The sequence below is a fragment of the Clostridium massiliamazoniense genome, from assembly GCF_001403635.1.
In the GTDB taxonomy this organism is placed as follows: domain Bacteria; phylum Bacillota; class Clostridia; order Clostridiales; family Clostridiaceae; genus Sarcina; species Sarcina massiliamazoniense.
Genome location: NZ_LN879468.1, coordinates 1,497,524 through 1,518,387 on the forward strand (window position 1 = coordinate 1,497,524; position 20,864 = coordinate 1,518,387).

Genomic DNA, 20,864 nt, shown 5'->3' on the forward strand with positions numbered 1-20,864 from the left:
TTTATTTTTATAATTTAACAACTATGATTTTTTACCTTTATTTAAATTCTAATTTTTATAATACAACGCTCCTAAGTTACTAAATAATGATATTGGTGTTGGAATAGCCTCCTTAACACCACCTAATTTATTAGAAACACCTAAAATAGTTTCAGGATAATTTATTGTGTAAAGTGGTATATCTTTAGATAATTCTTGTTGTATTTCTTTATATAATTCTGCTCTTTCATTAGAATTTGTTGATTCTGAAGCTTCCTTGAACAATTTATCAATTTGGGCATTATTAAAATTAGCTGAATTATTAGCTCCTCCAGTTGTAAACATTATTGAATAACCATCTGGTGTTGTTCCCATGTTATATTCATTTATGGCCATGTCATACTTATTATTATTAGGAGTAAATATTTCTTGGAAGAAAGCATTAAGTGCTACTGGTTGCAATTCAACCTTTATTCCTATTTTTCCAAGTTCTTGTTGTATTAATACAGCTTGATTTTTTGCCCATTCAAATCCTGAAGCATAAATAAGTTTTAATGTAACGTTACTTTCTCCAGATTCCTTCATAAGCTCCTTAGCCTTGTCTAAATTATAATCATATTTAGTTACATCATTTGTATAATATTGAGTTTCTGGTGAAAAAACTGAATAAGCAGGTTTTACATATTTACTATTTCCATATTCCGCTTCTGTTAATGCTGTTCTATTTAATGCATAGGAAATAGCTTCTCTTACCTTTAAATTATCTAAATCTTTATTTTTAAAGTTAAATATTATACTATTAACTAATCCTGATCCAAAATTAGTTATATTATAATTAGCTTTTATTTTTGGATTTTGTAAAAGTTTTTCTGATAAAAGTCCTGCAGACAATTGATTTGACTCTAATGCTGCTATGCCTGATTCATTATTTGCTATAACCCTAAAAACAACTTTGTCAGTCTTTGCTTTTTCTCCGTAGAAATATGGATTTCTTACTAATGTTACAGTTGTTCCTGCCTCTTCACTTTCAAATTTATATGGTCCATCTCCTACTGGATTCTTATTAGCTGAAGAGTCTTTGATATCTGTACTATTTTTATAAATGTGCTCTGGTATTGGATATAATTGTGATAGATTTGCTTCAAATCCTAAAGATGCCTGTGGTAAATTAAACTCTATAGTATCATCATTAACAGCCTTACATGTAACTGGCTTATCATCAATCATAAAGGTTTGCATTATTAATGCATTATTTTTAGGATTCATTATAGTATTAAAAGTAAATACTACATCTTTAGCTGTTAAAGGTTGACCATCAGACCATTTTAGATTTTGTTTTAATTTAACTGTATATGTTTTGTAATCATTTGATGGGGTTATACTTTCAGCAACACCATTGTATGTTATAGAACCATTTTGATTAAAGGTATATAAAGGTTCATAAAGTGCATCTGTTACCATAAGTGAACTATTTGAATTAGCATAAATTGGATTCATAGTTGGTGGTGTTGAGGGAATTGAAAATACTAATGTATTACTTTGACTTTTAGTTCCTGTACTTGCATAAGCCTCATATCCTCCCCAGCCTATTAAACATGCAGCTACTGCGCATAATATCCCTACAATATATTTTTTTTTCATTTTTATCCTCCGATTCAATTATCCTTTGTTTCTTAATTCTCTTCTCTAAATTTAAAATAAACTTTCTCTCCATATTTAAATCACTACCTTCCTTTTTTAACTAATAATATTTTACTTATACCCATACTATCTGTCATTATTATCTTTTTATATATCATTCAAAAAAATTAAAAATATTTATCAACAATGAATAAAAAGAAGTAATTATAATCAACCTTATAATTACTTCTTTTATTCATTAATTAATATTCTATTTTTACAATATGAGACTACTTTTTTCTACTAGAAAGTAAGCTTATTTAAAAATTCCTTCTTAGCTTCTTTTATATCTTCAGCAGTTATTAAATTCATATTCTCATACTTAATTGCATTATCATAAACTCTTATTGTTTGTGTTTTTATTATTTGGTCTAAGTAATTCTTTATCATTAAACCATTTTTTAAACTTAGATATTTATTTTCTGAAAGCTCTCTTATAGTTTCTTTTAATAACTCTTCAGCTCCCATATCAAATTTAACATTTTTAGCTTTTAATAATATTGTAGCCATATCTGTTAATTCTTCTATTGTATAGTCCTCAAAATCTACCCATTCTGTGAATCTATAATTTACAGATGGATTATTTAATATTACGGGTCTTAATTCTTCTAGTTCATCTGATAATATTATTACTGATTTATTATAGTTTTTATCTATAAATTTAATTAATACAGATAATATTTCTTTACTATTTTCTGCATTAAACAACTTGTGAGCTTTATCTATGAATAATATTTTACCTACAGATTTGTTTAAAATATCATGGAAGCTACGACCTCTTTCAAGTTCTGCATCTATTTCATCTTTATCTATCTCTATGAAATCTTTTGACTTTAATATCCCTAAACTAAAGTACATTTGTGAAAGTATTTCTAAAGCTTTTCTCTTTCCAGTTCCTATTGTCCCTGTAAATACTAAGTTCATAGGTCTGTTTCCATCTAACTCTAAACCATACTTCTTTCTTTTTTCTCTTGTTTTTATTTGCTTATATTGATTTCTTAAGAAGGTTTTTACTCCTTCTCTTCCAACATAATTTTTAAGAAGTTCTTCTAAATCAAAGTTATTATCATAATCTGACATATTAACATTTTCTATATCTTTAGAAATGATTAAATTCATTTCATAAACGCTAATATCATTCTCTGCAATTCTTATACTTTGACTTCTAATTAGATTTTCTACATAGTTTCTTACCATTCTACCATTTCCTGATTGTGAATCAGAATTTTCATATATCTGAATGAAACTCTTCTCTAAAGCAATATATGCATTATCAGATAAGACGAATCCTTTTCCTTCAATTAGTTTTAAAGCCATTTCAAAAAGTTCTTTTGGCTTATAGTCTTCAAATATAGTCCATAATGGGAATCTTGATCTTAACCCAATATTAACATCAAAGAATTGCTCCATATCCTTTTCATAACCTGCTAGAATAACTATAACTTCTCCTCTATAGTCTTCTATTAATTTAAGTAGCGTTTCTATTGCTTCCTTACCTAAATCATCTGTAGCTAGTGTGTAAGCTTCATCTATGAATAATACTCCACCTAAAGCTTCTTTGAATTTCATTTCTGTCTTTTTAGATGTTTCCCCTGGAACTTCTGAAACAAAACTACTTCTATCTGTTTCAACAAGTTGACCAGTTTTTAACATCCCCATACTACTAAACATTTCTGCAACTAATCTTGCAATACTTGTTTTTCCTGTTCCAGGATTTCCTGCAAATACCATGTTTAAGTTTTGTTCTATATTTAAAACTATTCCTGCTGCTCTTCTCTTTTCTTGTGCCACAACTAGTTTATATTGACTTCTTATTAATTTTTTAACTTCAGATAAACCTATAATCTTTGAAAGTTCCTCTTCTAGATTAAACTTTGCATTAGTCTTAAAGTTAAAGTTATCTTTTTCTAATAAATCTATACTCTTACTGCTATCTGTTAAATACTTCTTAGAAGCATCCATTATAGCATTTTCAATAACATTTCTTACAAATCTAGCATTACCTAAATCATTTTTACCTCTAATTTGGTTTCTTGAGAATAAGTCTATTAAGTTATCTTTAACATCATCAGCAATTTTATATCCCTTTGATTTAGCTATATTAAGAGCTATTTCATACATTTCTTCTGGTGTATAATCTTCAAAATTAATTATATTTGGGAATCTTGATTTTAAACCTGAATTCATTGAAAGGAAGTTTTCCATATCCTTAGCATATCCTGCAAGTATAACTATTAAATCATCTCTATTATCTTCAATACCTTTTAATAAAGCATCAACTATTTCTCTACCTACTTTATCTTCTTTACTTTCGCATAATGAATATGCTTCATCTATAAATAATACTCCACCTATAGCTGATTCTATAATTTCATTAGTTCTTCTAGCTGTATCTGCTGGATTTTCTGAAACAAAGTCTGCTTTACTTACTTCTCTAAAAGTTCCTTTTGATAATAATCCTAAAGCATTAAAATATTCATAGGTAACTCTAGCGGCATTAGTTTTTCCTGTTCCTGCATTACCTGCAAAAATCATATTTTTTGATAATGTAGATGTTTTAAGACCTAAAATTTCTCTTATTTTTTGAACTTTAAAGTTATTTTCTATATTATTTATGAAATCTTTTAAATCTACCATTCCGATAATAGAATTTAATTTATATTTAACTTCATCTAAAGTTGGTGTTAAATATTCACTTAATTTAAATGTTCCATTTACAGTGTGACAATAAATTTCTTCATTATCTATGTAAATTACTATAGTTGTTTCGCTTGTTATTTTTTCTTTGTTAATTAAATTTCTTAAAGGTCTATCTATTTTATAATTAACAAATTCAGTTATACCAAATTCTTTATCTTCCTTATAACTTTCTTGTAAGAAATTACTTAATTCAATATCCTTATCTATTGTTTTTCTTTTATCTAAGCTTATTTTTATATCAACATTAAATATTTCATCTATATTATTAAAAGATTTTTCAAGATTTCTTCTTATAACTTCTGCTCTTTCTTCTTTATTTAAAGGCTTTGTATAAAGTACTTTATCTATCTGATCTATAAAACTCTTTGAAAACATTGTATCTAAATTTAAGTCATCCTTATAAGATAAAAAAACAAAGAATTTACTATGACATATAAAGTTTCTTATTCTTTCCCCTTCTTCATCTTGTCCTTTTGCTTCTATTAAGAAATCATTTTTTATAATATAATCTTCTTCTAAAGTTAAGCATGAATTAGGATATACGTTAGAAATTATTTTTAGCATCTTTTCACTAGCTGAATCAAAATTTCTAAAAACTACAACTTCACTATTTGAATTTAAAGCTTTATATAAATCAGTTAAAAATGCATTATATCCTAAATTAAAGTTATAATTTCTTAAATTTATTTCACTTATTTCTGAACTTCCTATTAAATTAAAACTTTCAAGTTCTTCAAAAAGTAATTGAATAGACATTCTCTTTCCAGTATCTTTTTCTCCTAAAATAAAAATAGTTCCTTTATAGTTTTCCTCTAATTTTCCACTAAAATAATTACATAAATCATCTACTAAATCATATTGTCCTACAAGCGCTTTATTTAAATTATTTTTTATTTCTATAAAGTCTCTTTCTAAAAGTTCTTTAGTTTTCATTACTCTCTCCTTCTATCTTTTGTTAAATATTATGTACCCATATGTTCTTACTCTATTATTCTAACATTTAAAAAAATAAAGTTATATTTTAATAATTATAGTTTTCTTATTAATATGTTTATTTTATTTTATTAATTATAAAAAAAAAATTATATTAAACTTATTCATTATAGTTATTTATAATTTATGGTACTTATTTAATATAATTTACATCTTAACTACAGTATTTTATGTAATAGTTAACATCTACCTAGCTATTTTCTTCTAAAATTTAAGCAAAACTTTAACTCAATATAAGGTAAGCCTCAGTTTATGTACTTTTTCTTTGCTTTTAATTAATCATAATTATTATTAGTAAAATTGTCAACTTTCTCCCTATGTTTTTACAAAAAAATGACCAAGTATTGCTATATAACAATATTCAGTCACTTAACTCTTTGTTCATTTATAAACTAAACTTATTTAATGTATTCTATAATTTCCTCTATTTTTTTAGCTCCAAAATAAACTTTTTCATCATTTATTATTATAGCTGGAACACTCATTATTTTAAATTTATCCTTTACTTCCTTAAAATTAGCTACATCTATCATTTCTGCTTCTATATTTTTATTCTCTATTGCTAATCTTTGTGCTGATACCACTACATCAGGACATAAATGACATGATAATGATACACATATCTTTATATTTGTCTTCTTATCTATAGATTTTATACTTTTTATTATATCCTCTGAAACTTGTTGACCAGGTCCTCCAACATTATATATTGCTAATATAAATGAATTTAATTCATGACCTCCTGGTACTCCATGGAACTTAATTCCTGTATATTCTTTATTTTTATCTAACAACGCTACTACAGGATATTTATCAGCATTAATCTCATTTTCTAATTTTGTATTTTCACCTTTTAAGTATATTACATTATTAATCTTATTTCCTAAATCTGATATATCCAATATTAAATCTCTTAATTCTAATGATTTTTCATTACTTTCATCTACTATAGAAACAAGAGTTACTTCATTTTCTATCTTTTCTAAAATTCCTTTTAATTGACCTCTTAATTTATCATTTAATAAAGAACTTTTTCTAGATACATTACCTAATTCGCTATTTTCAATTTTATTCTCTTCTTTCTTAACTTTTTTAACTTCATAATTATCTTTTATTCCTAGCTTTTCTTTTAAAGTAATTATATATTTTTCAGCACTAGTTGCAGCAATTGCTCCATCAGCTACAGCTGTAACTATTTGTCTTAATTGTTTTGGTCTAATATCTCCAACAGCATAAACTCCATTTATCTCTGTTTCCATATTTTCATTTGTAACTATATATCCATAATTATCTAGTTTTAACTTATCTCTAACTAAACTACTTTGTGGTTCATAACCAACAAATACAAAAACACCAAAAGCTCTATCTTCTTTTTTTGCATTGTATTCAAAGATATCTTTAGTTTTATTATTTATAAATTTAGCATGATTTATCATATCTTGACCATTAACTTCTAAAATTTCGGTATTAAATTTAACCTCTATTTTTGGATGTGCTAATACTTTATCTGCAATTGATTTTGCACAAGTAAATTCTGGCTCTCTAGCTATAACAGTTACCTTTGTTGCAAATTTAGTAAGGAATATAGCCTCTTCTGCTGCTGCAAAGCCAGCTCCTATAACAAAAACTTCTAATCCTTCAAAGAATTGTCCATCACAAGTTGAACAATAAGCTACTCCTCTTCCTGTAAATTCCTTTTCCCCTTTGAATCCTAACTTTCTTGGTGATGCTCCAGTAGCTATTACAACTGCTCTTCCTTTTAATTCTCCTTTTGAGGTTTTAATAACCTTTACTTCTCCATCTAAGTCTACACTATCTACCCTTGCAGAAATAAAACTTACTCCAAAATCATCAGCTTGTTTTCTCATTTCTTCCATAAGCTTTGGTCCATTAGAATCTCTAGCTCCTGGATAATTAGATATATCAAATGTTTTATTAACTTGTCCACCTAATTCTTCTTTTTCTATAATTAAAGTATTTAATTTTGCTCTTCCCGCATATATTCCTGTTGATAATCCTGCTGGACCTCCACCTATTACTAATAAATCATATATTTCTTTCATACCTTCTCCTCCTACATTACTTTTCATAGTTAACCATCTTCTTTACTAAGAAAATAATCAAAGCATTATTAAACCATCATTACTTAATTGTGATAATTTAAAAATATTTTGAAATAAAAGGGATGCAAAGACATCCCTTTTCAAATTCAAGTTGGTTTTCTAAATTATTTTATTTATGACTTTAATTCTTTTTTAATTTGATAATACTCTTGAGAAGTTCTATAATGAATTAAGTTATTTTAACTCAATTTTATTATTTTTTTATTTTTATAAGTTAATGAAATTTTATTTTACTAAACACTTTATTTAAATCCCCTAAAGTAATCATTTATAATATTAAAGTTTTCCAACTAAATCTAAACTTGGAGTAAGTGTTTCTTCACCTGGTTTCCATTTCGCTGGACAAACTTGATCCCCATGTTCTGCAACAAACTGAGTTGCTTGAACTTTTCTTAATAATTCTTCTGCATTTCTTCCTATTCCATTATCATGAATTTCATAAGCTTTAATTTCACCCTCTGGATTAATTACGAATGAACCTCTTAAAGCTACTCCTTCTTCTTCAATCATAACTTCAAAATCTCTAGCTAATTTTCCTGTTGGATCAGCTAACATTGGATATTTTATTTTTCCTATTGTATCTGATGAATCAGCCCATGCTTTGTGTACAAAATGAGTATCTGTTGAAATTGAGTATACTTCACAACCTACTTCTTTAAATTTTTCATAGTTATCAGCTAATTCCCCTAATTCTGTTGGACATACAAAAGTGAAGTCTGCTGGGTAAAATACAAATACTGACCAATGACCTTTTAATGATTCCTTTGTAACCTCTTTAAATTCTCCATTTTGATAAGCATTTACTTTAAATTCTGAAACTTTTTTGTTTATTAATGACATAATATTACCTCCAACCTTTTATTTTTAAATGAAATTTATTTTCAAATGATTTTGTATTTCATCTGTTATAATTAATAATAATTATTATTTAATAACTTGTCAATAATTATTTTTAATAAATAATTATTATCAATTATAATTTTAAAATAAAAAAATAGCTAAACATTGATATATCCTCATATCTCAATATTTAGCTACAGATAAAATTATAATTTTGTATATTTTATTGCTCTATAATTTTGCTTTAAAGCATCAATAACTAATTTACTGGTTTGCTCTTCTACAAATTCCAATGCTAATCCATTTTGTTTAATAGCTTCATTACATATTTCTGGACTTTGGCTGTGAGCAAATTCTAATGCTAATCCATTTTGTTTTACAGCAGTAAGTATTATTTTGTCATTTTGGTTTTTAACAAATCTTAAAGACATTCCATTTTGCTTTACTGCCTCTAAACACATTTTTTCTGTTTGATTTTTTAAGTATTGTAATGCTAATCCATCTTGTCTTAAAGACTTGCAATATGCTTCTTCTAATGCACTTTCCATAATATCTCTCCTTATTTTATTCCTCAATTAATTAATAGATAGTTCTAACTCTTATTATTGCAATAGAGTCTTCTGGAATTATTATTTCCTTTAAATTTTCATTAAGATATCTTTCTCTTATTCTAAAGACATTTCCCTCTTTGCAATTTTCAACAAATTCATCATATGTATCTGCTTTTACTCTTAATCTAGTACCATCTTTTAGCTTTAAATGTAACATGAGATTTCCTCCTTAGTATTTTACTGAATTATTCCTAATAATTATATCACAAAGGAATATAGGGATTGCATATACTTTAATGCAATCCCTATTATAAAAATTATTCCCATTCTATAGTAGCTGGTGGTTTTGAAGTTACGTCATAAACAATTCTATTTACATCTTTAACTTCATTAACTATTCTTCTACTTACTTTATCTAAAACTTCATATGGTATTTGTGCCCAGTTTGAAGTCATTCCATCTGATGATGTTACTGCTCTTAAACCTATTGTATGACAATAAGTTCTAAAGTCACCCATTACTCCAACTGATTGTATGTTAGGTAATACTGCAAAGTATTGCCATATCTTACCTTCTAATCCTGCATTCTTTATTTCTTCTCTGAATATTGCATCAGCTTCTCTTACAGTTTCTAATTTTTCCTCAGTAACTTCTCCAAGAACTCTTATAGCAAGACCTGGTCCTGGGAATGGCTGTCTCCATACTAAGTCATGAGCAATTCCAAGCTCTTCTCCAACTGCTCTTACTTCATCTTTAAATAACTCTCTTAATGGTTCTATTAATGAGAATTCCATATCTTCTGGAAGTCCTCCAACATTGTGGTGACTTTTTATAACTGCTGAAGTATCTGTTCCACTCTCAACAACATCTGGGTAAATAGTTCCTTGAACTAGGAATTTTATATCTCCAAGTTTATTTGCTTCTTCTTCAAATACTCTTATAAATTCTTCACCAATAATTTTTCTCTTTGCTTCTGGCTCTGAAACACCTTTTAATTTACCAAGGAATCTATCCTTAGCGTTAACTCTAATAAGGTTCATGTCAAATTCATCTTTAAAGATTCTTTCAACTTGATCACCCTCATCTTTTCTAAGTAAACCGTGGTCAACAAAAATACAAGTTAATTGCTTTCCAACTGCTTTATGAACTAATACTGCTGCCACTGATGAATCAACTCCACCTGATAAAGCACATATTAACTTCTTATCTCCAACTATTTCTCTTATTTCTTTTATTTTTTGCTCAGCAAATGAAGACATTGACCAAGTTTTTTCTAATTCACAAACATTGTGAAGGAAGTTCGCTAAAAGATCTTTTCCAAATGGTGTATGTTCAACTTCTGGATGGAATTGAACTCCATATAGTTTTTTCTCTTTATTAGCCATTGCTCCAACTGGACATACTGATGTGCTAGCTATTATTTCAAAACCTTCTGGTACATTTGCAACATAGTCTGTATGACTCATCCAACAAGTAGTATCACCTGCAAATCCTTCAAATAGAGGTGATTCTTTTAAGTTAATATCTGTTTTACCATATTCACTAACAGGTGCTGTTTCAACTTTTCCACCTAATTTGTGACTCATTAATTGATGTCCGTAGCATATTCCAAGTACAGGTACTCCTAATTCAAATATCTTTTCATCAATTTGAGGGCTATTTTCTCCATAAACTGAATTTGGTCCACCTGTAAATATTATTCCCTTAGGATTTTTTGCAGCTATTTTTTCTGCGCTATATGTATAAGGTACTATTTCACAATAAACACCATTTTCTCTTACTCTTCTTGCTATAAGTTGAGCATATTGACCGCCGAAATCAACTATTAAAACTAAATCTTTCATAAATACCTCCTGCAATAATTTTTATTAATTTTATTTTTCTCATTCCATTAAGTTTTTACTAATTTTATTACTTACTTTTTTCTATTATTAAGTTTCTTGTCTATAAATTCTTTAATAGTAGTACTCTTAATATTTATTATGTTAATTAAGGAATAAATATTAAAGTCACTATTTTTAAAGTTGGATAGATTAACTTTGTAGAAAATCTATCCAATTATATTATAATCTATTCATTCCATTTATTCACTATTGACTTACACTATAGTTAGGTGCTTCTTTAGTGATGTTTATGTCATGAGGATGACTTTCTCTAAATCCTGCTGAAGTTTGTACTATAAAGTTAGCTGTTTCATATAATGTTTCTAGGTCTTTTGCTCCTAAATATCCCATTCCTGATCTTATTCCACCAAGTAATTGATAGATTGTCTCTGAAACTGGTCCTTTATAAGCTATTCTACCTTCTACTCCTTCTGGTACAAATTTCTTTGTTCCATTTTGGAAGTATCTATCACTTGAACCTTTTGCCATTGCCCCTAATGAACCCATTCCTCTGTAAACTTTGTAGCTTCTTCCTTGATATATTTCCATTTCACCTGGAGCTTCATCACAACCTGCAAATAATGAACCCATCATTGCTACTGATGCTCCACCTGCTAAAGCTTTAACTATATCTCCTGAATATTTTAATCCACCGTCAGCTATTACAGGTACTCCGTATTTTTTACCTTCTTCTGCACAATCCATAACTGCTGTTAATTGAGGTACACCTACACCTGCAACTACTCTTGTTGTACAAATTGATCCAGGTCCTATACCAACTTTAACACAGTCTGCACCAGCTTCTATTAAGTCTCTAGTTGCTTCTGGTGTTGCTATATTTCCTGCTATTATTTGAAGGTCTGGATATTTAGCTTTTATTGTCTTAACCCCTTCTATAACTCCTCTTGAATGACCATGTGCTGTATCAAGAGTTACAACGTCAACGTTAACCTTAACTAAAGCATCAACTCTTTCCATCATATCTTTAGTTATTCCTACTGAAGCTCCACATAAAAGTCTGCCTTTTTCGTCTTTTGCTGCATTTGGATAAGCTTTAGCTTTTTCTATATCTTTAATTGTTATTAATCCCTTAAGATTCCCTTCACCATCTACTAAAGGTAATTTTTCGATTTTGTGTTTTTTAAGAATTTCTAAAGCTTCTTCTACTTTAGTTCCCTCTGGAGCAGTTATTAATGGACTTTTTGTCATTACTTCGCTTACTTTTCTATCATAATTGCTTTCAAAAACAATGTCTCTATTAGTTATTATTCCAACAAGTTTTGTTCCTTTAGTTATTGGAACACCTGAGATTCTGTATTGTGACATAAGATCTAAAGCATCTCTTACTGTGTGTTCTTCTGATAAATAGAATGGATCAGTAATAACACCATTTTCTTGTCTTTTTACTCTATCAACTTCTTTAGCTTGATCTTCTATAGTCATGTTTTTATGGATTATACCAATACCACCTTCTCTAGCTATAGCTATTGCCATTTTAGATTCAGTAACAGTATCCATACTTGCACTCATTAAAGGTATGTTTAAAGTTATCTTTTTAGTTAACTTTGTTTTTAAATCAACCTCATTTGGTAATACTTCTGATTTATTTGGTACTAATAATAAGTCGTCGAATGTGTATCCTTGTTTTAATATTTTAGCCATTTAAACTACCTCCAATATAATAAAAATTAATTTAATTTTGAATTATTTCTTTCATTTATATTTAATCATGAAATTTTTAAACTCAAAATGCTGTAATTAATTATAAATTATTCTAAAAAAAGACATACTAACTTTCTAAGTGAGTTAATATGTCTCCATTAAAATAATGTTTATATTAAATCACTCATAGACGGAAATTATCGGTTCCCGGTAGAGACACTTTGCCATATTCAAAGCATATACGAGCATTTTTGTGTTTTTCTATTTTTAGTTCGATGATTTTTATTAATTATATGACATGTACAAGCTATTGTCAATAAAAAACCACTACTAAAATTCTAAAACACACTAAATGCAAGTTTTATTTCATTTTTATTAATTTAAGAATGATTTCTCTCTATCTTTTAATTAAATTAATACTATTTAAATTTATAATTCTTTATTTTTTAGTTTATTCTTTTTAGTAATTTATATACTAAATTAATTGTATAAATATAAAAAGAGCTATCCATAAATTAGATAGCTCTTTTTATATTTATACTTTGATTAATGCCTATAAAACTTCAATCTTTAAAAAATTGAATGCAAATAAACACCTATTTCTAAATAACTTCCACTAAAACTTATTTAATATTTAGATTAAGCTTCAGCATTTGATTTTAACAAACTATTAATTAGTTGCTGAGCACCTTTAACGCCTTTATTAACAACATTGGAATTATTATTAGTAGTGTTATCAGCACTATTACTATTGCTATTGTTTCCAACATTATTTTGAGTAGAATTATTATTTAAGGTGCTACCATCTTGTGTTGTACTATGTGTACTTTTATTAGATGTATTTTCATTGTTTTGAGTTTTATTATCTTTAATATTATTTGTATTATTATTACTATTATCAGTTTCTATTGATTTAGTATCATTTGTTATATTACTACTTCCATTGTTAGATATATTATTAGAATTACTTTGAGTTTCTAAATTATTATTTCCATCGTTAGTCGTATTATTTTGAGTTGTATTACTATTGCTTGTATTTGCATTATTTTCATTACTAGTATTGTTATTATTGCTATTAGCACTGTTGCTATTGTTACTGCTACTGTTATTAGTAATATCAGTACTATTATCATTAGTAATATTATTGCTAGAATTATTGTTATTTGATTCTGCAGCCTTCATATCTGCGTCTTGTGCTGCTTGATTATTTAAATTTCCATTTAAGCCTTCAAGTAATATATCTTGATTAGTTGAACTTTGTGAAACTAATGTAGATGTTGTAGTATTTGTATTTTGATTATTAAATTGAACAGCAAGTTGTTCTATTCTTGATTGATCTACAGGTACAGTAGAAAAATCCTTAGCTACAGGACTATTGCTATTAACAGGAACATTCACTATAGGAATTCCCACATTTGCAACATTATTATTTATACTTTTATCAAATCTAAATATTGAAATCAAAATAACTATAACTATGCTTACTAAAAAAATCCATGAAAATGTTGAAACAGAAACTTTTTCAAATTTTATATTATCCATCTTCATCTCCTTATTTTACTTTACAATTTTTTAAGTTATTTAATTAGTATTAATAAATTATATATTTTTTTAGTAAATTAATCAAATTTAATAAATTCCTTTTAATTATATATTTAAATTACCCCATAAAAATATTTTTATTACTATTAAAACAACTATTTTTTATCTAAAAGTTAAAAGAGGATGTATCAAATTATAGATACATCCTTTCTGCCTTTTATCTAGCTATCTCGGCAAATGAAAAATATATTTATCTCATAGCTAGAGGCTATACTATAAGTAGGAGATAAACAGCCTCACGCTTCTAGATAACTGCAACTAAGAAATAAAACTTTCTTAATTAATAATGATTTGGTTTATCCTTTACTATTATTTTTGTTTCTATTTCAATTGGAGCTATAGATTTATCTTCATTATCTTTAGTTCTTTCTTCAAGAAAATATTTTTCATATAAGTTTTCTTCTTGAATTACTTCATTACTTCCTTGAAGCAGTGCCTCTTCAACTGACGGTTCACTAGATGGCATTTCAACCCCTCCATTTAATGCTGGCTCTACATCAAATGTTTTATTTTTTTCCCTTTTTTCTATTTTTAACTTATAGCCAATATTAAATGAAGCATCTATTTCTGCATCATCTGGTATAAAACAATCTGCAACAACTAAATAAATCTTATTAGCTTGTAATATTTTCACACCATCATAATCCTTAGTAGCCTTCTTTATAAACTTATTTTGTTCAATATTATATTCATAAACTTCCCATTTAACATCATTTTCTCTTATATTAGATTTTCCTTTAATATCCTTAATGTTAAGCTTTATATTAGATTCTGCATTAACTTTAATTAAAGCTCCACTTCTAAAAGTATTTTCTTTTGCCATAGAAAATTCTGAACTATTAATACCATCAAATATTTGACTTGCAATTACTTGCATATATCCTAGAGACTCTACATCATAATTTCCATCTTTAGCAACTTCAAAATTATCTAACTTACCATTATGAAGTCCTGTTATTTTAAGATAATTAACTTCTGGTTCTGCTTTCCAAGAAACAATTTCACTACCTTCTATATTTTCCAAAACATTAAAAATAACTTCTTTACTACCTTCCATATTACTATTAACTGAAACCTTTAAAACCTTTGAATCTGCTAAATCTAGTTCAGTATCTGACATAAATTTAAGCCCTACTTTAAAAGGTATAGTTTTTTTAGAATCGGCACCTTCACCTATTACTTCTTTTGTAACTGGTACTAAAGTTTTTTGTTTCTTATCATTAACTATAATATTTCCGCTCTCATCTTTTTTATAATTATAATGAACAGCTATTATTTGCTTATTGCTTTCTGGTGCCACCTTAACTTTTCCATAGCCTTCTGCTTTTATTTCCATATTTACTACTAAATCTGAAGTAGCATTTTTAACTACCTTTTCAAAATCAAGTTCTGTTGGCATAACTTCATTTTCTGTTTCTCCACCTAAAGATTTTATTACTTCATTAGATAACATTTGTTCTTCTTCTAATCCATAATTAATATTAAACCATCTAATATCTCTTTTATTCTTTTCATTTTCCTTATTAATAAGTTCTGCTATTTCTTCAACATATTCTTTCCCCTCATTAAAATTTGTCCCTAATTCTCCACTTTTAGTAGAAAACTCAACTAAATTATTTGAATCATCTTTCCTTGTAAAATATGCTGGATTTCCTTCTGAAACTAAAATAACACTAATTTTATCATCTTTATTTTCATTTATTAAATACTGAGCTTGTCTTAAAGCATCTCCAAGATTCCCATTCTTCTCCTCTGAGCTTATTTCATTAATATTGCTTATTAATTCATCTATGGTATAAAAACTCTTCTCTGAAGCCCTAATAACCCTTGCCTTGCTTCCGTAGGTAACAAGTGCAACCTCTTGCTTTGGATTACTAGCCTTTAAATCATTTAAAGATTTTATTAATGCTTCTTTAGAGCTTTCCTTACCTTCACTCCTCTTACTTAAAGCAGATTCATCTAAAACATATATTAACTTTCTTGAACTATCTCCTTGAACATCTTGAACTTTTTCACTTGTCATAATTTCTGATGGTACTAAGTGATAATTTAACTCAAGTAACTCACCAAAGGCAACCATTTTAATTCCCTTTTCATTCTCTTGCTTATTAATTAAAAATTCACCCCCCATTATTTTAGGATTTTCATAGTTTACTTTATCTACATTAACTGAAATCTCACCGTCTTTTACAATAAGTTTTTCTCCACTTATTACATCACCTTTAATGTTTTTATGCTCTAAAAATATTAATTTATCTAAAGATTCTTTTCCTTTATATTTTCCTACAGTATTTGCTTTCATAATAATAGTTAATTCTATAGGATTAGAAATTAACAATTGACTTACTGCATCATAGTTGTATTTTATTTGTGGTAGTTTTATATTATCTTCTGTAACTTTTAAATTTTCTAACTCCTTAAATGTTCCATCAGTATTAATAATTTTACCTGTTACACTAACAAAACTAAAAACTTTACTATCTATAGATAAATTTGTTCCATCTAAAATTCTTTCAAGAATATTATTACTATTATCATATTTTATTGTACTTGGATTTAACTTTACCTTTACTTCAAAATTATTATTCTCAAAAGTACTTATATTGTTTTTTTCTGCTTCTATTGTCATTTTAGGTTCACTATCTTCTGCTTTTACTACTGATACCCCTATAAAAGCTATACATGCTATTCCTAAAACCCCCAAAGCTATTCCAAGCTTTTTAAATAATTTACTTCTATCCATTTTCCCCTCCGATCACCCTAAGAGGTTTCTTTATTATAATTTTAAAATAGGAGATTATATCAAAAGTATTAAAATTTTTGATAAATCTCCTTAAACATTCTAGTTTGCATTTCTTAAATTTAATTCAAAGGTATGCTTATGAACTATTCCTTCTTTTTCTAATAGTATTTCTAAATTAATTCCCTTTTGTTTTTTTATCTCTTCTTTAACTTCTGTGCTATTTAATGGTTTTGATACTAATTGAGATAATATATCTTTATTTACTATCTTTATCTCTTTAACATTTTTAACTATAGTTTGAATTTCTCTTTCAGTTAAATTAGTATCTCCTGAATTCACTCTTTGCCAAGCAATTAACCTTAATTCATTACCAACTAATCTATATTCCACTTGTTCCACATCTGTTATAGATGGTTGTGATAAAAAATAACCTTCTCCATTTAAATTAATAGTAATACTTTTTATGCTATTATCGTTAGTAGAAGAAGGATTAACACCTTCAACCTTCTCTATAGATTTACAATGTAATATATTTTTCATCATACTCTCAGAAATCATATTTCCATCATGCTGAAGCTCCTGTTTTATCTCTAAACTTTTACTTTGTCTTTGAGAGATACTAACAAAATTAAATACAAGCATCGTTACTATGGACATTAAAGACAAAACTATAACTAATTCTACTAAAGTAATAGCTTTTTTAGATTTATTCCTTTTAATCATAGGTTCACCTCTATTTATTAAGCTTCCAATTTTTAGATTTTATAAGATGTGAAACCTCTATAGCATTAGTTGTAACTCTATCCTCACTACCTATAAGTATAGAACCTCCAACCCCTCCAAGAATACTATCTTTCTCCAAAATATATTTGAAAAGCTCATTTATTAATTTTTGTTTTCCTTCTGATGTTCCAGAATCATAATTTCCTATAACTGCTGGAACACCATATGGAACTTTTATTTCAGCATTATCAGCACTAATAAGCATTATGTGATTATATCCATTGAAAGGTTCAAAGGTAATTTTTCCCTTTGCTATAACAAGAAGTGGTGGTGCATCTGCTCCATTACCTATATTAACATTGTAAATAATTTGAGTATCAGTTTCCTTTTCTAGTTTAGGCTTACCAGTTCCTGTATTCCTTAATACTAATTCCTTATTAGTATTACTAAGTATTATATGAGGTACAGCACTAGTTGTAGTTGCCCATCTATTTCCATACTTACCAAGCTCATGTCCATCATTCTTTGCTTCAACCATTATTTCATTAAGTGTTTTTTTACTAGTTATGTGTATAAAATCTCTATTGTTCCCACCAAGGTCTATAATACTTGATGAAGAATCTCCATTATGATCCTTTTGTGCAATATCACTTATACCATTCCAATTGAAGGAACTATTAACTGTTTCATTAACTTTATTGTTCCAAAATTCTTTCTGACCATAATTTCCTTCATTATTCCCCATATAAAAAACTTCCTTAGCGAATTCACCTTGTTTTTTCTTTGCTTTTTCAATTTGTTCTACTCTAGGAGTTCTAGCTATGGACTGATTATTAGCTAAAATAACACCAGTACTAGCTATATTATCTTCAGGAACTGTTAAACCATCCTTAAAATAGCTTGTATTAGTTTTATAAAACTGTTCTGCTAATGCTACCTTACTTTGTTCCCCACTAAGTGAAAGTTCCTTACCATCCTTGTCTTTAGTAGCTATATGGATTCCACTATCTCCATATCTTTTATATTGATAAAGATAATCATCATATCTCATAGTATAAGGTCGTGAAATATTATTCATTATTGTAGATTGTCCAGTTTGATAATCATCACCTTTTAAATCTAAATAGGATGTTCCTAAAATATATAAATCATTTTTTATATCAATAGATGAATCCTTTCCAAAATCTTCAGAATTAATTATCATTGAACTAGATTTTTGTGCATTCTTCAATTTTTTATTTTCCCAATTCTTTTCATAGTCATTTATATCATTTAAGCCATAAAAATTCTTTAATACTATCTTATTTTTTATACCCTCAAGAAGAAAATCATTATATACATGAAGATTTGTTTCATCTCCAAAAAGTGATGAATCTCCTGTTTTGTCTTTACTATTATCTATTTTTATATTTCTAGCAAAAATATTTTCTTCTCCGCTTTGTCCTTTAATCCCTGATTTAAATATAATATTACTAATATTTAAAGTTCCATTAGTTGCAATGGTTCCATCCCATCTTACTTCTGGCGCTGAATAAGCAGAACCTTCTGGTTGTCTAACTACTATTCCTCCATCATATTTATTTTCAGAATTAACGTCTCTATCATTAGGGCTATTACCTTTAACCCACATATCACCTAAAACACTAGTTGTTGTATCAGTAGTTATTGTATAATCTCCATCAACCCCAACAATGTAGTTAAGTATATTTGGAGCTTTACTATTTTTTGCTCTCACTAAAAGTTTTCCATACTCAGGTATTAATATATCAAAATCCACTTCTACTTCTCTATCTTTATTATCCTTATCTTTAAAATTAGATTTTACATTTAAAGAAAACTTATTAATATCCTTATAAGAAACTGCTGGTGTTATAATTTCTGTTCCATCTTTCTTTAAAGATTTTAATTTTGATTGTATTTCAATATTTTTACCATCTCTTTTGAAACTATCATAATTACTTGGTAGTTCAACTTCATCCTTTGCACTTCTTAATTGCTCTACAACATTCCCTGTATCATCCTTTAGTTCTCCACCATTTAAAATAATATCTTTAAAAAATTCCTGAAACTTTTCTTCTTTTTCACTTTGAGAAAGCTTTCCATCAGGTTTACTTTGGACATATTCATCTACCTTATTTAAGGAAGACTTAACAACTTTCCCTAAATAATCATGAAGTACCTTTTGACTTATTTCTAAACCTGAATCAGCAGCATAAAAGTTTTCTATCCTTTTATTATTTTTTATCCTTAATGAATAGCCTGAGGTTGTCATAGCTAAAACTGACATTATCAATATAGAAAGTATGGCAAACATGCCTACTGTAATCAATATTGATGATCCCCTTTTTTTCTTTCTATTAACCATATTTCCCCCCTCCAAACTAATTATCTACCATGAACTCACTTTGTGTTTTTTCTGTTACTGTAGTTCCATTTGGAATCTTCTTTCTAAATTCTAAAGTAATAGTATATAATCCTTTGTTTAACCTTTCAGTTTCCTTGTAATAAGTTATATTATCAAAGATTTCAAACTCACCATTTATATACCTATCTCTTTTAAAAGAATCTGTTCTAGGGTCATTTGTTTCATCATGTGATATATCATGAAGCTTATTATTAAAAAAATACAATTGAACTTTATCATCTTTTTTAGTGTTTTTATTATTCAAATGTAAACTCACTAAATCATTTACTTCTCTTGGTTCCTCTACATAAATAGCTATTTCTCCAATATTTCCTCTAGTAATATCAGTACTTACTAATGATCCCATATCTTTTCCGTTAACAAGCAATTTATTTTTATTATTTGTATCTCCTATTTCTATTTTTAAATCCATACTATTTTCTATGACAGTATTTGGAGTATCATTTAAATACTCATCTATAGTTTTGCCGCTACTTTTATAAATGCTTATTTTATTATTCTCTTTATGATTTTGAATATATATAAAAAGACCAAATTTCTCACTTAAATACTTCTTACTACCAAAGTCCTCTTTTAAATCTCCCTGTTCAATTATCTCTCCTTCAACCATTGTTGCTCCTTCACTATCAGTTAATGAACCTGTAACATTATAAAGTTTATTATTAGAAGAATTTTTAGTTATACTAATAGAATCTCCTTGTTCCTTTCCTACATTAAAAGTCATAGAATCTTTAATATCTCCAAAACTTCGAATTTTTTCGATAATTTCCTGGGAAATCAGTTTTGATTCTTGTTTTATTTCACCCATTTTATTTGTTTTTACTGATGTAAGTAACGCACCACCTAGAGGTACTATCATAATTCCTATTACAGCTAATGCAACTACTATTTCGAGTAAAGTAAAACCTTTTTTCTTTTGTTTAAGCTTTTTAAGGATTTTTTTATTGCATTTTAGCAAAA

Annotated in this window: 13 protein-coding genes and 1 riboswitch; all 13 genes read right to left on the minus strand. The window is 27.4% G+C overall.

Features of this window, described 5'->3' with window-relative positions; genetic code table 11:
• Positions 1-48 precede the first annotated feature (48 nt).
• A complete protein-coding gene (locus ARA19_RS13965) occupies positions 49-1,620 on the minus strand; it encodes an ABC transporter substrate-binding protein (RefSeq protein ID WP_055071555.1) in 1,572 nt (523 codons plus the stop codon).
• Between the two features lie 282 nt (positions 1,621-1,902).
• A complete protein-coding gene (locus ARA19_RS13970; RefSeq protein ID WP_055071556.1) occupies positions 1,903-5,292 on the minus strand; it encodes an AAA family ATPase in 3,390 nt (1,129 codons plus the stop codon).
• Positions 5,293-5,750: 458 nt separating this feature from the next.
• Entirely contained in the window at positions 5,751-7,415 is a 1,665-nt protein-coding gene (locus ARA19_RS13975) for an FAD-dependent oxidoreductase (RefSeq protein WP_055071557.1), read from the minus strand.
• A gap of 336 nt (positions 7,416-7,751) precedes the next feature.
• Positions 7,752-8,315 (minus strand): alkyl hydroperoxide reductase subunit C, encoded by a 564-nt coding sequence (gene ahpC, locus ARA19_RS13980; protein WP_055071558.1) that lies wholly within the window; start codon positions 8,313-8,315, stop codon positions 7,752-7,754.
• A gap of 206 nt (positions 8,316-8,521) precedes the next feature.
• Positions 8,522-8,863 (minus strand): DUF4116 domain-containing protein, encoded by a 342-nt coding sequence (locus tag ARA19_RS13985; RefSeq protein WP_055071559.1) that lies wholly within the window; start codon positions 8,861-8,863, stop codon positions 8,522-8,524.
• Positions 8,864-8,894: 31 nt separating this feature from the next.
• A complete protein-coding gene (locus ARA19_RS13990; RefSeq protein ID WP_055071560.1) occupies positions 8,895-9,083 on the minus strand; it encodes a hypothetical protein in 189 nt (62 codons plus the stop codon).
• A gap of 100 nt (positions 9,084-9,183) precedes the next feature.
• A complete protein-coding gene (gene guaA, locus ARA19_RS13995) occupies positions 9,184-10,710 on the minus strand; it encodes a glutamine-hydrolyzing GMP synthase (RefSeq protein ID WP_055071561.1) in 1,527 nt (508 codons plus the stop codon).
• A gap of 246 nt (positions 10,711-10,956) precedes the next feature.
• Entirely contained in the window at positions 10,957-12,411 is a 1,455-nt protein-coding gene (guaB, locus tag ARA19_RS14000; RefSeq protein WP_055071562.1) for an IMP dehydrogenase, read from the minus strand.
• Between the two features lie 167 nt (positions 12,412-12,578).
• A riboswitch (purine riboswitch) is annotated at positions 12,579-12,676 on the minus strand.
• Between the two features lie 374 nt (positions 12,677-13,050).
• Entirely contained in the window at positions 13,051-13,953 is a 903-nt protein-coding gene (locus ARA19_RS17655; protein WP_055071563.1) for a hypothetical protein, read from the minus strand.
• A 340-nt stretch (positions 13,954-14,293) separates the two neighbouring features.
• Entirely contained in the window at positions 14,294-16,756 is a 2,463-nt protein-coding gene (locus ARA19_RS14010; protein WP_055071564.1) for a vWA domain-containing protein, read from the minus strand.
• Between the two features lie 99 nt (positions 16,757-16,855).
• Positions 16,856-17,479, minus strand: a complete 624-nt coding sequence (locus ARA19_RS14015) for a type II secretion system protein (RefSeq protein WP_055071565.1) — start codon at positions 17,477-17,479, stop codon at positions 16,856-16,858.
• 10 nt (positions 17,480-17,489) lie between these two features.
• Positions 17,490-19,844: a hypothetical protein gene (locus ARA19_RS14020; RefSeq protein WP_055071566.1), complete on the minus strand. Its 2,355-nt coding sequence runs from the start codon at positions 19,842-19,844 to the stop codon at positions 17,490-17,492.
• Between the two features lie 16 nt (positions 19,845-19,860).
• Positions 19,861-20,862: a prepilin-type N-terminal cleavage/methylation domain-containing protein gene (locus ARA19_RS14025; protein ID WP_055071567.1), complete on the minus strand. Its 1,002-nt coding sequence runs from the start codon at positions 20,860-20,862 to the stop codon at positions 19,861-19,863.
• Positions 20,863-20,864: the final 2 nt, after the last annotated feature.

Coding starts and splice junctions, on each gene's coding strand:
- ARA19_RS13965 (WP_055071555.1), bottom strand. CDS start 1,620: ATGAAAAAAAAATATATTGTAGGGATATTATGCGCAGTAGCTGCATGT.
- ARA19_RS13970 (WP_055071556.1), bottom strand. CDS start 5,292: ATGAAAACTAAAGAACTTTTAGAAAGAGACTTTATAGAAATAAAAAAT.
- ARA19_RS13975 (WP_055071557.1), bottom strand. CDS start 7,415: ATGAAAGAAATATATGATTTATTAGTAATAGGTGGAGGTCCAGCAGGA.
- ahpC (WP_055071558.1), bottom strand. CDS start 8,315: ATGTCATTAATAAACAAAAAAGTTTCAGAATTTAAAGTAAATGCTTAT.
- ARA19_RS13985 (WP_055071559.1), bottom strand. CDS start 8,863: ATGGAAAGTGCATTAGAAGAAGCATATTGCAAGTCTTTAAGACAAGAT.
- ARA19_RS13990 (WP_055071560.1), bottom strand. CDS start 9,083: ATGTTACATTTAAAGCTAAAAGATGGTACTAGATTAAGAGTAAAAGCA.
- guaA (WP_055071561.1), bottom strand. CDS start 10,710: ATGAAAGATTTAGTTTTAATAGTTGATTTCGGCGGTCAATATGCTCAA.
- guaB (WP_055071562.1), bottom strand. CDS start 12,411: ATGGCTAAAATATTAAAACAAGGATACACATTCGACGACTTATTATTA.
- ARA19_RS17655 (WP_055071563.1), bottom strand. CDS start 13,953: ATGGATAATATAAAATTTGAAAAAGTTTCTGTTTCAACATTTTCATGG.
- ARA19_RS14010 (WP_055071564.1), bottom strand. CDS start 16,756: ATGGATAGAAGTAAATTATTTAAAAAGCTTGGAATAGCTTTGGGGGTT.
- ARA19_RS14015 (WP_055071565.1), bottom strand. CDS start 17,479: ATGATTAAAAGGAATAAATCTAAAAAAGCTATTACTTTAGTAGAATTA.
- ARA19_RS14020 (WP_055071566.1), bottom strand. CDS start 19,844: ATGGTTAATAGAAAGAAAAAAAGGGGATCATCAATATTGATTACAGTA.